This is a genomic window from Ollibium composti (assembly GCF_004801285.1).
Taxonomy (GTDB): domain Bacteria; phylum Pseudomonadota; class Alphaproteobacteria; order Rhizobiales; family Rhizobiaceae; genus Mesorhizobium; species Mesorhizobium composti.
The window spans coordinates 97,615-110,552 of sequence record NZ_SSNY01000006.1 but is presented as its reverse complement, the minus strand read 5'-3'; the positions used below and the strand labels follow the sequence as shown (position 1 = coordinate 110,552).

The window sequence follows — 12,938 nt, the reverse complement described above, 5'->3', positions numbered from 1 at the left end:
GTCAGTCCTCCTGTTCGATCTCTGCGCCAAGGTCTTTCATAAGCCCCATGAATTCGGGGAACGATGTGGCGATCATGGTGGCGTCGTCTACCGTGACCGGCTTCTCCGCCGCCAGACCCAGGACAAGAAAGCTCATGGCTATGCGATGGTCCAGATGGGTTTCGACCGCATCGCTCTTGCCGGCACCGCCCAGGCCTTTGCCGCCAGGGATGCCGCGTACGGCAAGCGTCGCCTCGCCTTCGGTGCAGTCGACACCGTTGAGCTTCAGGCCGCTGGCAACGGCGGCAAGCCGGTCGCTTTCCTTGACGCGCAACTCCTCCAGGCCCTGCATCAGGGTCTCGCCTTCGGCGAAGCCCGCCGCCACCGCCAGCACCGGATATTCGTCGATCATCGACGGCGCGCGCTCCGGCGGCACCGTCACGCCCTTGAGGTCCGAGTGCCGCACGCGCAGGTCGGCGACGTCCTCGCCGCCCTCGCTGCGCGGGTTGATGACGTCGATCCGGCCGCCCATCTCCATGAGCGTGGTGATGAGTCCGGTGCGGGTCGGGTTCATCAGCACGTTTTCGATGACGATGTCGGAACCCGGCACGATCAGCGCCGCCACCAGCGGAAAGGCGGCCGACGACGGATCGCCCGGCACGGCGATGACCTGGCCGGTGAGCTTGCCCTGCCCCTCGATGAAGATGTGGCGCACGCCGCGCTCGTCGGTCTCGACATCGAGATTGGCGCCGAAACCTTTCAGCATCTTCTCGGTGTGGTCGCGCGTCATCACCGGCTCGATCACCGTGGTGATGCCGGGCGTATTGAGGCCGGCCAGAAGCACGGCCGACTTCACCTGCGCCGAAGCCATCGGCACGCGATAGGTTATGGGCGCGGCGTGCTTCGGGCCACGCAGCGTGATCGGCATGCGGTCGCCGGGCGCGGCCTTCAACACCTGCACGCCCATCTGGCGCAGGGGGTCGAGCACGCGGCCCATCGGCCGGCTGGACAGCGAGGCGTCGCCCATGAAGGTCGTTTCCATGTCGTAGGTGCCGACCAGGCCCATGGTGAGGCGCGAGCCGGTGCCGGCGTTGCCGAAGTCGAGCGGGCCTTCAGGCTCCAGCAGCGCGCCGTTGCCGGTGCCGCGGATGATCCACTCGGCGCCTTTCTTCTCGATCTGCGCGCCCATGGCTTTCATGGCGGCGCCCGTGCGCAGCACGTCCTCGCCCTCGAGCAGGCCGGTAATGCGGGTTTCGCCGGAGGCGAGGCCGCCGAACATGAAGGAGCGGTGCGAGATCGACTTGTCGCCCGGCACGCGCGCGGTGCCGGAAAGCGCTTGCGACCGCCGCGCGGTCGCGGGGATTTGTTTGGCGTCGTGCGCCATCGTCTTGTCCTGGATTTAAGTGGGCCGAGCCTTGTTGGTCGAAACCGGGCTCCAGGCCGGGTGGCGTTTTTGCGCGGCTTTCCTATCATGGAGGGCCGGTCGCGTCACCCCGAAAACGGACCGCGAAGGTGGCTTTTGGGAGCCGGTTTTTGGCTTTGACAGCGCCATGAACAGCGGTTAAGGGGACCATTCTTTCTTGACGAGGCTTGCCGTGGCAAAACCTGAACTTGGCACCAAACGCATCGACCCTGAAACGGGCCGCAAATTCTACGATCTGAACAAGGATCCGATCGTCTCCCCCTACACGGGCAAGAGCTATCCGCGTTCCTATTTCGAGGAAGGCAAGGGTTCTTCCGTCGAAGAGGAGGATGAGGTCGAGGAGAAGGAAGTCGACTCCGAGGAGGAAGGCGCCGAAATCGTTTCGCTCGAAGAGGCCGATGACGAGGCCAAGGGCGACGACGATCTGCCCGATCTCGGCGACGACGACGACGATGTCGAACTGGACGATGACGACGACGACACCTTCCTCGAAGACGAGGAAGAGGAGAACGACGACGTCTCCGACATGATCGGTGTCGGCGACGACGACGACGAGGTTTGATGGCGTGCCGGCGCGGCTTTCGCGCCGGTTCTCACGCCCGATGCGAAAAAGCCTCTTTCTGAGGCTTGCCATCGGGCAAAGGCGGCGCTAGAAGCCGCCTGCATCGACGGTCGGGTTCCCAAGCCTTGCCGAACTATACGCCGGAAACGGCGCCGGTCTTTGCCGGAACGTGGGGCCATAGCTCAGTTGGGAGAGCGCTTGAATGGCATTCAAGAGGTCGTCGGTTCGATTCCGATTGGCTCCACCAGTTTCCTCCCCGACAACGAAACTATCGATCCGGGCGGGCCTTCGGGCCGGGCCGGAAGCGACCTGGCATACGTCAGAGCGGATTGCCCAGCGCCTTCTGTCGCCTTGATGGCGGAAAGAACGATCGGAAGCTTTCCGCCCGGGCAGGCCGGCCGACGTGGAAACCCTGGGCCAGGTCGATGGCGAGTTTCCGAAGCAGGTCCATCTGCTCCTCGCTCTCCACCCCCTCGACCAGGATTTTCTGACCGCGGTTGCGTAGCAGCCCGACAATATCGCGGAACATGGCCTGGCCGCGGGGCGAGACGCAATCATGCAGGAAGGAACGATCGACCTTCACCACGTCGAAATCGATCAGCCGCAGCCAGGACAGGCCGGCGAAGCCGGTGCCGAAATCGTCGAGCCAGATTTTTATGCCGAGCAGCTTCAGGTCGCTGATGCAGCGCAGCACGTCCGAGTGCATTTCCATTTCCAGCCCTTCGGTGATCTCGAAGGCCAAACGGCTGCCGGGTACGCCCGCTTCGCCCAAGGCTGCGGCCACCGAGGCGGCGAAGCCCGGCGCCTTGAGCTGGACGGGGGACACGTTGACGCTGATCGTGCGGATATGCTCGTTAGCCATGAGCTCGCCGCATGCCGTCCTGATCGCCCAGCGGCCCAGTTCCAGGATCGCCCCCGTCCGCTCCGCCACCGGGATGAACAGGCTGGGCGGAACCGCCGTGCCGTCCGGCATGGTCAGCCGCATCAGGGCCTCCAGCGCTTCCACCTGGCCGGAACGCACGCTGAGGATGGGCTGAAAGACGAGCGAAACGAGATCGCGTTCGATGGCGATCTTCAGAAGCGCCGCGATATTTTCGCTCTCGTCGCTGCTTTGCGGATCGTTCGGGTCGAAAAGACGCGCGCAGTTGCGGCCATTGGCCTTGGCCAGGTAGAGCGCCCTGTCCGCCTCGTGGATGATCTTCTCGAGCTTCGTGCCGGCCTGGTCGCGCGTGAACGCCGCGCCGACGCTGACCGTAACAAACTGGGTGCCGTCCCGGCGCTCGTTGTGAGTGATTCCCAGCACCTCGACGGCCTCCCGGATTTCCTCCGACAGTCTTGCGACGTCTTCGAGCGTCTGCAGCGGCGACAATACGATGAATTCCTCGCCGCCGTAGCGGCCGATCGAGGCATTGCGCATCTCCACCAGCCGGCGAAGGCTGTCGGCGACCAGCGTCAGGCAGCGGTCGCCTTCCTGGTGGCCGTAGTGGTCGTTGAAACGCTTGAAGAAGTCGACGTCTATCAGCAGAACCGCAAAGGTGCTGCCGTGAAGCTGCCAGGCATTCCAGAGGTCTCTGAGCCGTTCGTCAACGGCACGCCGGTTCTCCAGTCCGGTCAGCGGATCGGTCCGCGACAGCCTGAGCAGGGCCTTGCCGCGCTCGGTGGCTTCCTTGTGCTGGTTCCGGGCCTCGAGCGCATTCAGGAAGACGTTATAGCGTTCCCGGTTCAGCTTCCAGTTGATGTAGGACGTGAATACGAAGCAGGATACGTAAAAAGCGCCGAAAACCAGCTTGTAGTTCGAGCTCGACGGCACGAAATAATTCACGACGTACAGTATGGACAGTATAAGCAGCGACGTTACGACCGAAAACCGGAACCGGAACGTGAAGAAAAGATTGGCGCTCATCATGAATATGGTTCCGAAGACCATATAATATGAGACGCTTTCATGATTGACGCTGGCGGCTGTCGGCAGCAGCCAGCCGATATAGCCGAGAATGATCGCGCCCGCGCAGGTCGCGTCGAGCCACTCCGTGCGGGCGTCGAAGCGGAGCAGGGTTTCCAGGATGGCCAGCGCGCTCACGCCGACCGCGAAGCGCGCCGTTATGGTGTAGATGGCGACGTCCGGCACCAGCAGGAGATCGGCGACCGCGAAGAACAGATAGACTACGACGGCGATGTAGAGCCCGGGCCGCGCCGCGGCCCTGCGCGCCGCTTGCGATTGCTCGTGGAAAAGCCTGCGCAATTCGGCGGCCTCGGGCAGCGCCTGGGCCTGGGTGACCGGTTCCACCGGCGCAAGATCGCCCAGCGCGGATATCGCATAGTCGCTCATCGCCGAGAGACTTCTCAGGAAGGGCTTTTGCGGCCCGCTTGTTGCTTCCGCCCTCAACGCACAACAACTCCAACGTGCGACGGCGATCTCTACGCCTCGCAAACAATGGGGCCAGGGGCCACAAGGTTGGGTTAATCGCACAGGGAATCCGGCGCGAAATGCCCCGGTGCGCTCAAAGTGGGTTAATCAGACGTCAAGGAAATCGTTAGAATGCTACCGGGCGCGAAACCTGGTGGGGAGGACCGGTGACGCTGTTGGCGAACCGTTAACCATGGGGATTCTGGTGGCTACCGCTCTTGACGGAAAAAGTCTGATTACGGACGAAACGATCGCTGCCGGCCTTGGACGGCGGCTTGATAACCGAAGCGAAGCTTTCGACAAGGCGCGCGCCGAGCTTGCGCTCATCCTCCATGCCACCCAGCAGCAGATCCACCTGCAAAAGGCGCCGGCCGAGATCATACAGCCGCTGATGGCGCGTCTCGAAGCGTTGCGCCTGCGGCTTCATGCCGATGTCTGGAACGCTCTTGCGCCCATTATCCAGAATCACCCCGTCCTCGACTATTTTCTTGAAGACCCGCTGACACGGTGGTCGTTCGACAAGCCGCGAGGCTATTCCGGCGACGCCGAGTTGCTGGACTATATCTATTGCGATCCGCACGTCGCCGACAGCGTCGCAAGCGCTTCCGAAGTCGGCAGGGCGCTCTACGGCTATACCCAGAATGTTCCCTCTTGCGTGGCGGCGCGCGAGCGACGGGATCTGCTCGCCCGGTATGTCGACGAGATCGCCACCACGAAAGGAAGCGAGACCGAGGTGCTGGCGATCGCGGCCGGCCATTTGCGGGAAGCGAACCGGTCTGTCGCGTTGCGCGAGGGGCGGCTGAAGCGCTGGGTGGCGCTCGACCAGGACCCGCTGAGCGTCGGCCTGGTCGCGCGCGATTTCGCCGGCACCGCGGTGGAGACAGTTGACGGCTCCGTGCGCACGGTTCTGGCGAGAAGCCACAAGCTCGGCAAATTCGACTTCGTCTACGCCTCCGGCCTCTACGACTATCTTCAGGACAAGGTGGCGGTGAAACTGACCAAGACCTGCCTCCAGATGCTGAAACCCGGGGGAACCTTCCTTTTCGCGAATTATGCCGAGGGCAATCCGGATGCCGGCTACCGGGAAACGTTCATGAACTGGGTTCTGCTGCTGCGTTCCGAAGCCGACATGTGGAACATCGTCAATGCCAGCGTGGACCGCAATTCCGTCGAGGCGCGGGTATTCTTCGGCGAAAACCGCAACGTCCTGTACGCGGTGATCGAAAAGCGCGACTGACTGCGCTGAGGTTGGGCTCCGACCGGTAGGCCGGCGTCCTGCCCCCAAATGCCGATGCTGCCTTCGTTCCTTGTCCGGAGCGGAAGGGACTTACAGGAAAATCTTGGCGGCTATGAGCACGATGGCGGTGAAGCTTATCAGCGCGATCCAGCCGGCAGCCGCCTCGCGCCGGGCTGCCCGGACCTGCTCGGGCGTCCTGTGGTCTCGCGTGAACAGGTATTCGTTGTGCGTGTACTGCATCGTCTCTCTCCAGTCGGCGTGACGTAATCACCAATGGTGCCGACGGGCAAGGGAAGACTTCTGCCGGCGCCCGGTCCTATCCGGTGTCACGAACAAAAACCATCGGCAGGGCGTTTGTGATGGAAAGTGTCCTTCGGTTGCCGGAAAGCCGGCTCATGTGACGGATCGATGTCGATTCTGTTACAGGAGGATGACAGTGGCACAGGCGTTTTCCCCGGACCATGCCGCAAGCCTGAAAGGCGCGACGCAGCGGACGGTCGGCCAGCTTCCCTTCCTGATCGCGGCGTTGGTTGTCATCGCCGCGATCACCTGTGTCTCGGCCCTTGCCGCGATCCTCGATCCCGGCATCCGACCTCTCCTTTTGCAGGAGGACGGTATCATCGAGATGGCGAGCGCCGTTGTCCTGTTCCTTGTCGTCGCGGGATCGGCCTACGCGATCTGTCGATGGGGGTTGCGTCTGCCCTTCGCCATTGCCGGGCTCCTCGGCTTTGCCGAACTGATGGACGAGACCAGCTTCGGATCGCGGATTTTCGGGTTCGACCCTCCGCCGCTTTACGGCGGCGGACAGCTGGACGGTTTCCACGACCTGCTGATCCTCGTCTTCCGGCTGGCGCGGGATTTCAATGCCGACCTTGCCTGGCTGTGGTTGGGCATCCTGCTGGCGGGGTCGATCGCCCTCGTCGCCTTTGCCCTGTTCCGGTTCTGGCAAGGCATCAGCCTGAAGGCGCTTGCCCCGGCGGACCATACGTTGCTTGTCCTGCATGTCGGCCTGATCGGTCTGGCGCAGACGATCGACGTGGCCACCCACTCGCACATCCTGGCGGCCATGGAGGAAGTGTTCGAGCTGAATGCCGAACTCCTGCTGGGCTTCTATCTCGCGCAGCATGCCTACCTGGCGTCCAGGCCCGGCGAAGGCTACGCCGCAACGGCGTAAGGCGCGTCACGTCGCGACGGCTTTGTGACCCTGCGGGTAACGCACGGTTGAAGCATCCCTTTCACATTCTACTGGCATGAAGCCTGCGGTTGAGGGATTGTCGCGGCCATTGCTTTCATGCGTGGATGCGGCGGGCCACGTCGAGGACAGGAGAAATCATGCAGATCGGAATGATGGGATTGGGCCGGATGGGCGCCAACATGGTCAGGCGCCTGATGCGCGCCGGCCACCAATGCGTCGTCTACGACATCAACGCCGACGCCGTGGCAGCCCTCGTCAAGGACGGTGCGATTGGCGCCTCGACGATGGAAGAATTCATCTCCAGGCTTTCGAAGCCGCGCACCGCCTGGCTGATGCTGCCGGCCGCCATCACGCCAAAGATCGCCGACCAGGTGGCGGCGTTGATGGAGGATGGCGACACGGTCGTCGACGGCGGCAATTCCTACTACCACGACGCCGTCGACCAGGCCGCCGAATTGGCGAAGAAAGGCATCGATTTCGTCGATGTCGGCACCAGCGGCGGTGTCTGGGGGCTGGAGCGCGGCTACTGCCTGATGATCGGCGGCCCGGACCGCGCGGTGAAGCGGCTCGACCCGATCTTCGCCGCGCTGGCACCCGGGGCGGATCCCGGGGCCACGCCGGACAAGGCTGCCGGCACCGCGCCCTTCGGCTACCTGCACTGCGGGCCGAGCGGTGCCGGCCACTTCGTCAAGATGGTTCACAACGGCATCGAGTACGGCGTCATGGCCGCCTATGCCGAGGGCATGAACATCCTCAAGGCCGCCAATGCCGGCAAGGAAAAGCGTGCTGCCGACGCCGAGACCAGTCCGCTGCCGACGCCGCAATATTACCAGTTCGACATCGATCTGCCGGCGGTGGCCGAAGTCTGGCGGCACGGCTCGGTCATCGGCTCCTGGTTGCTCGACCTCACCGCCGGCGCGCTGAAGGACGATCCGGCGCTGGCGAAGTTCGGCGGCCGCGTTTCCGATTCGGGCGAGGGGCGCTGGACGCTGAAGGCGGCCATCGACACCGGCGTGCCGGCGCCGGTGCTCTCCTCGGCGCTGTTCGACCGCTTCTCCTCGCAGGGTGAGTCGGCCTTCGCCGACAAACTCCTGTCGGCCATGCGCTTCGCCTTCGGCGGCCACGTCGAGAAGAAGGGCTAAGGGAGTATGAGCGAACCGCGATCCGATGTGCTGGTGCTGTTCGGCGCCACCGGCGACCTCGCCCACAAGAAGATCTTCCCCGCGCTCTACACCATGGTGCAGCGCGGGCACTTGACCGAGCCGGTCGTCGGCATCGCCTATGACGATTGGACGGTCGAACAGCTCGTCGAGCGCGCCCATGACGGCATCAAGGCCGCCGTCGGCAAGGTCGACGAGAAGGTGTTCAAGAAGCTCGGCGGCCTGCTGCGTTATGTCAGCGGCGACTACCGCAACCAATCCACCTTCGACAAGTTGACGGAAGCGCTGCAAGGTTTCCATCGCCCGCTCTACTATCTCGCCGTGCCACCCTCGATGTTCGAGCCGGTGGTGCAAGGGCTGGAGCAGTCGGGCGGCGCCAGGGGCGCCCGGCTGATGGTGGAAAAGCCGTTCGGCCGCGACCTGCAATCGGCGCGCTGGCTGAACCGGGTGTTGCATCTGGTGTTCGAGGAAAAGGCGATCTTCCGCATCGACCACTATCTCGGCAAGGAAGCGATCCAGAACCTGCTTTATTTCCGCTTCGCCAATTCCTTCCTCGAGCCGATCTGGAACCGCAACTATGTCGAGAGCGTGCAGATCACCATGGCCGAGAATTTCGGCGTCGAGGGGCGCGGCAAGTTCTATGACGAGGTCGGCTGCATCCGCGACGTCGTGCAGAACCATCTGCTCAACGTGCTCCTGCTGCTCGCCATGGAACCGCCCATCAGCCAGCAGGCCGACGACCTGATCGACGAGAAGGTGCAGGTGCTGAAGGCGGTGCGTACGCTGACGAAGGGCGATGTCGTGCGCGGCCAGTTCGAGGGTTATCTGAAGGAGCCGGGAGTCAAGCCTGGCTCGACGGTGGAGACCTTCGCCGCCGTCCGCTTCTTCGTCGACACCTGGCGCTGGCAGGACGTGCCCTTCTTCATCCGCGCCGGCAAGAACCTGCCGGTGCGCGCCACCGAGGTGGTGGTGCAGTTCCGTCGTCCGCCGCTCGCCGTCTTCGACCAGTTCAAGCGCAATCAGGGCAACTATGTGCGCTTCCGCATCAGCCCCGAGGTGGCGATCGGCATCGGCGCGCGGCGCAAGGCGCCCGGTGACGAAATGGTCGGCGAGCAGGTGGAGCTGACCGCTCTCGACGACGCGCGGGGCGACATGGAGCCCTATGAGCGCCTGATCGGCGACGCCATGAACGGCAACAGCCAGCTCTTCACCCGCCAGGACGCCAGCGAGATCGCCTGGCGCATCGTTGGCCCGGTGCTGGACGAGACGACGGCACCTGCCGTCTACAAGCCCGGCACCTGGGGGCCGGCCGAGGCGATGAAGGACTTCGCCCCGCCGAACGGCTGGATCGATCCAGAGAAGTGACGACGATGGCGAAAAGCGCCCGGTCTGGCAGCGAAAAAGTCGTGCTGGCCGTCGATGTCGGCGGCTCGCATGTCAAGATCCGGCTGAGCAGCGGCGGCGAGGAACGCCGCGTCGATTCCGGTCCCGAGATGAGCGGATCTCAGATGATCGAGGCGGTGCAGGAGATGGCCGGCGATCTCGCTTTCGACGTCGTCTCTATCGGCTATCCCGGACCGGTGGTCCGCAACCGCATCACGCTGGAGCCGCACAATCTGGGCAAGGGCTGGGTCGGTTGCGACTTCGAAAAGGCTTTCGGCAAGCCGGTCAAGGTCGTCAACGACGCGCTGATGCAGGCGGCGGGCTCCTATGAAGGCGGGCGCATGCTGTTCCTCGGCCTCGGCACGGGCCTGGGTGCGGCGATGATCGTGGAGAACGTCGCTCTGCCGATGGAACTTGCACACCTGCCCTACAGGAAGGGCAGGAGCTTCGAGGCCTATGTCGGCGAGCGCGGACTGAAGAAGCGCGGCAAGAAGAAATGGCGCAAATATGTGTTCGACGTGACCGAGCGCCTCTCGTCCGCGCTTCAGACCGACTATGTCGTCATCGGCGGCGGCAATGTCGACTTCCTCGACACCTTGCCGCCGAATGCCCGGCGAGGTGACAACGAGAACGCCTTCAAGGGCGGTTTCCGCCTCTGGCACGAGCCGGCTCTGGTGGTCTAAGCCTCCAGTGAAAAAAGGCCGGGCGCGTCGCACCCGGCCGACAGGCATGAAGCCACTCAGAGGAATCGTCCGGTCGCAACGGGAAGCGAATGGACGATTTTTGCATCATCGCCGCATATGTCGATGTCGACCAAGCATGGTATTCCAAAATACCGGACCCTGAAGCTAAATCTTTGCGTCGGCGCCAATCCTGATTTGGCGGCAGCCGCCGCCGTCTTGCCGCCGTACGGCCGCCGCTGCTATGCCCGCGCCACGATGACCGTTCGCGCCCTTCCCGAGCTTCCCGTAACGGCCGCCCTGCCGGCGCTCCTGGACGCGCTCGTTGCCGGCAGTGCCGCCGTGCTGGTGGCGTCGCCGGGCGCCGGCAAGACGACGCTGGTGCCGCTCGCTCTGCTCGATGCGCCGTGGCTCGGAAACGGCCGCATTGTCCTGCTCGAACCGCGCCGCCTCGCCGCCCGCGCCGCCGCCCGCCGCATGGCCGAACTGCTCGGCGAGGAGGTCGGCGGCACCGTCGGCTATGCCATGCGCATGGAGAACCGCACCTCGGCGCGGACGAAGATCCTCGTCGTCACCGAGGGCGTGCTGGCGCGCATGATCCTCGACGATCCTGAACTGCCCGGTGTCTCGGCCGTGCTCTTCGACGAATTCCACGAGCGCTCGCTGGACGGCGATTTCGGCCTCGCGCTGGCGCTCGACGTGCAGGGTGCGTTGCGTCCGGACCTGCGCCTGCTGGTGATGTCGGCGACGCTCGACGGCGCGCGCGTCGCCAAGCTGCTTTCCGGCGCGCCGGTGGTCGAGAGCGAGGGGCGCTCCTTTCCGGTCGATATCCGCCACCGTGAACGGCCACCGGGAGAGCCGGTCGAGGACGCGGTGGCGAAAGCCATCCGGGCGGCGCTTGCCGAGGAGAGCGGCAGCGTGCTTGCCTTCCTGCCCGGCCAGCGCGAGATCCAGCGCACTGCCGAGCGGTTGGACGGCCGCACCGGCGCCGACGTGGACGTCGTGCCGCTCTATGGCCAACTCGACGGCAAGGCACAGGACGCGGCGATCCGCCCGGCGCCGCCCGGCCGCCGCAAGGTGGTGCTGGCCACGGCAATAGCCGAGACCTCGATCACCATCGACGGGGTGCGCGTGGTGATCGATTCCGGCCTGTCGCGCCTGCCGAAATACGAACCCGCCTCCGGCCTGACCCGGCTGGAGACGGTGCGTGCCTCGAAGGCCTCGGCAGACCAGCGCGCCGGCCGCGCCGGCCGCACGCAGGCGGGCGTCGCCATCCGGCTGTGGCGGGCCGAGCAGACGGCGGCGCTGCCCGCCTTCACGCCGCCGGAAATCCTCGAAGCCGACCTTTCGGGGCTGGTGCTCGACTGCGCCGCTTTTGGTGTCGCCGATCCGGCGAGCCTATCCTTTTTGGACCCACCGCCGGCTCCTGCTATCGCAGAGGCGCGTGGCTTGCTGCGCACGTTGGACGCCATCGACGAGGCCGGGCGGTTGACGGAATCCGGCGCCGCCATGCGTCGGCTCGCTCTCCCGGTCAGGCTGGCGCATATGGTGGCCGAGGCGGCGCGAGCGGGTGCCGCACGGCCAGCAGCCGAGCTTGCCGTGCTGCTCACCGAGCGCGGGCTGGGTGGCGACGCCGTCGATCTGGAACGGCGGTTGATGCGGTTTCGCAGCGAGAAATCCTCGCGTACCAATGCGGCGCGGCAATTGGCGGAGAGGCTGGCAAGAAGTGCTTTGTCGGCAACGGGCTTGAAAGAACCCCCACCCCTGATCCCTCCCCTCAAGGGGGAGGGGGGCTTGGCGCGCGGTAGCTTCCCCTCCCCCTTGAGGGGAGGGATCAGGGGTGGGGGTATGCTGCCCTACGCAGAAGCGAACCCCTCCGCCACTTCGTCAAGACAAGAGGCCAGCCCCGGTGCCCTTCTCCTCCACGCCTGGCCGGATCGTGTCGCTCGGGCGCGCGGCGAGCGCGGCCGTTTCGTCCTCGCCAACGGCTCGGGTGCGGCGCTTGATGGTGCCGATCCGCTGGCGGGCGCGCCGTGGCTCGTCGTCGCCGACCTCACCGGCAAGGCGAGAGATGCGCGCATCACCGGGGCGGCGGCGGTGGACGAGGCCGACATCCGCGCGGCCCTTTCCGATCGCATCGAAATCGTCCGCGAGACGGCTTTCGACCGCGAGCGCGGCGCGGTCCGGGTGCGCGAGACGGAGCGGCTCGGTGCGGTCGTGCTTGCCGAGCGCATGCTGCCGGCCCCCGCAGGCGTCGATGCGGACCACGCCATCCTCGACGCCGTGCGCGCCAACGGCCTCGCCATCCTGCCGTGGAACAGCGAGACGGAGGCGCTGCGCAACCGGCTCGGCTGGTTGCATCGCGGCCTTGGCGAGCCATGGCCGGACATGCGCGAACCCGTGCTGCTCGACCGTATCGACGACTGGCTGGCGCCGTTCCTGACCGGCGCGGCCACTTTGTCCGCGATTTCGCCGGGCGCCCTGTCGTCCGGCCTGCTGTCGCTGGTGCCGCACGACCTCCAGCGCAAGGTCGACCAGTTCGCGCCGACGCATTTCGACGCGCCGTCCGGCAGCCGCGTGCCTGTCCGTTACGACCGGGAGGCGCCGGTCCTGGCGATCCGCGTGCAGGAGCTGTTCGGCCTCGATCGCCACCCGTCCATCGCCGGTGGCACCGTGCCGCTGACGCTGGAGCTTTTGTCGCCGGCGCATCGGCCGATCCAGACGACACGCGACCTGCCCGGCTTCTGGCGTGGCTCCTGGGCCGACGTGCGCGCCGACATGCGCGGCCGCTATCCCAAGCATGTCTGGCCGGAGAACCCGCTTGCAGCGGCGCCGACCAGTCGCGCCAAGCCGCGCGGCGGATGACGGTCATGCCGCCGGCCATCTGGAGGCTGTCGGCCACTTGCGGTAAG

The 12,938-nt window shown here is 65.4% G+C and carries 10 protein-coding genes and 1 tRNA gene; 8 read left to right on the top strand and 3 right to left on the bottom strand.

Annotated features, from left to right (window positions below):
• Window position 1 precedes the first annotated feature (1 nt).
• Window positions 2–1,363 (bottom strand): 3-phosphoshikimate 1-carboxyvinyltransferase, encoded by a 1,362-nt coding sequence (gene aroA, locus E6C48_RS11855; protein WP_136357407.1) that lies wholly within the window; start codon window positions 1,361–1,363, stop codon window positions 2–4.
• Window positions 1,364–1,574: 211 nt separating this feature from the next.
• Between aroA and E6C48_RS11850 the strand changes: the two genes are divergently transcribed.
• Window positions 1,575–1,964 (top strand): TIGR02300 family protein, encoded by a 390-nt coding sequence (locus tag E6C48_RS11850; protein ID WP_136357405.1) that lies wholly within the window; start codon window positions 1,575–1,577, stop codon window positions 1,962–1,964.
• A 171-nt stretch (window positions 1,965–2,135) separates the two neighbouring features.
• Window positions 2,136–2,211 (top strand) — tRNA-Ala (locus E6C48_RS11845).
• Window positions 2,212–2,283: 72 nt separating this feature from the next.
• Here E6C48_RS11845 and E6C48_RS11840 read toward each other — a convergent pair.
• On the bottom strand, window positions 2,284–4,293 hold the full coding sequence (locus E6C48_RS11840) for a putative bifunctional diguanylate cyclase/phosphodiesterase (protein WP_136357403.1): 2,010 nt from the start codon (window positions 4,291–4,293) through the stop codon (window positions 2,284–2,286).
• Window positions 4,294–4,564: 271 nt separating this feature from the next.
• On the opposite strand from E6C48_RS11840, the gene E6C48_RS11835 reads away from it, so the two are divergent.
• Window positions 4,565–5,608 (top strand): methyltransferase domain-containing protein, encoded by a 1,044-nt coding sequence (locus E6C48_RS11835; protein ID WP_407940985.1) that lies wholly within the window; start codon window positions 4,565–4,567, stop codon window positions 5,606–5,608.
• A gap of 90 nt (window positions 5,609–5,698) precedes the next feature.
• Here the strand turns inward: E6C48_RS11835 and E6C48_RS22550 are convergent, their stop codons facing one another.
• Window positions 5,699–5,848 (bottom strand): hypothetical protein, encoded by a 150-nt coding sequence (locus E6C48_RS22550; RefSeq protein ID WP_168734515.1) that lies wholly within the window; start codon window positions 5,846–5,848, stop codon window positions 5,699–5,701.
• Window positions 5,849–6,044: 196 nt separating this feature from the next.
• Here E6C48_RS22550 and E6C48_RS11830 point away from each other — a divergent pair, with 196 nt between their 5' ends.
• The 5 genes from E6C48_RS11830 (at window position 6,045) to hrpB (ending at window position 12,891) form a co-directional block, all read left to right on the top strand.
• Window positions 6,045–6,782, top strand: a complete 738-nt coding sequence (locus tag E6C48_RS11830; protein ID WP_136357400.1) for a hypothetical protein — start codon at window positions 6,045–6,047, stop codon at window positions 6,780–6,782.
• Between the two features lie 158 nt (window positions 6,783–6,940).
• Window positions 6,941–7,945, top strand: coding sequence for a phosphogluconate dehydrogenase (NAD(+)-dependent, decarboxylating) (gene gnd, locus E6C48_RS11825; protein ID WP_136357398.1), 1,005 nt, complete (start codon window positions 6,941–6,943; stop codon window positions 7,943–7,945).
• 6 nt (window positions 7,946–7,951) lie between these two features.
• The gene (gene zwf, locus E6C48_RS11820) at window positions 7,952–9,328 is read left to right on the top strand and encodes a glucose-6-phosphate dehydrogenase (protein WP_136357396.1); all 1,377 of its coding nucleotides are present in this window, start codon (window positions 7,952–7,954) and stop codon (window positions 9,326–9,328) included.
• 5 nt (window positions 9,329–9,333) lie between these two features.
• Window positions 9,334–10,029: an ROK family protein gene (locus E6C48_RS11815; RefSeq protein WP_136357394.1), complete on the top strand. Its 696-nt coding sequence runs from the start codon at window positions 9,334–9,336 to the stop codon at window positions 10,027–10,029.
• A gap of 255 nt (window positions 10,030–10,284) precedes the next feature.
• Window positions 10,285–12,891: an ATP-dependent helicase HrpB gene (gene hrpB, locus E6C48_RS11810; RefSeq protein ID WP_136357392.1), complete on the top strand. Its 2,607-nt coding sequence runs from the start codon at window positions 10,285–10,287 to the stop codon at window positions 12,889–12,891.
• The last annotated feature ends 47 nt before the right edge of the window (window positions 12,892–12,938 follow it).

Bases quoted from the DNA above. Each gene is read 5' to 3' on its own strand.
- aroA (WP_136357407.1), bottom strand. From the start codon at position 1,363: ATGGCGCACGACGCCAAACAAATCCCCGCGACCGCGCGGCGGTCGCAA.
- E6C48_RS11840 (WP_136357403.1), bottom strand. From the start codon at position 4,293: ATGAGCGACTATGCGATATCCGCGCTGGGCGATCTTGCGCCGGTGGAA.
- E6C48_RS11835 (WP_407940985.1), top strand. From the start codon at position 4,565: ATGGGGATTCTGGTGGCTACCGCTCTTGACGGAAAAAGTCTGATTACG.
- E6C48_RS22550 (WP_168734515.1), bottom strand. From the start codon at position 5,848: ATGCAGTACACGCACAACGAATACCTGTTCACGCGAGACCACAGGACG.
- gnd (WP_136357398.1), top strand. From the start codon at position 6,941: ATGCAGATCGGAATGATGGGATTGGGCCGGATGGGCGCCAACATGGTC.
- zwf (WP_136357396.1), top strand. From the start codon at position 7,952: ATGAGCGAACCGCGATCCGATGTGCTGGTGCTGTTCGGCGCCACCGGC.
- E6C48_RS11815 (WP_136357394.1), top strand. From the start codon at position 9,334: ATGGCGAAAAGCGCCCGGTCTGGCAGCGAAAAAGTCGTGCTGGCCGTC.
- hrpB (WP_136357392.1), top strand. From the start codon at position 10,285: ATGACCGTTCGCGCCCTTCCCGAGCTTCCCGTAACGGCCGCCCTGCCG.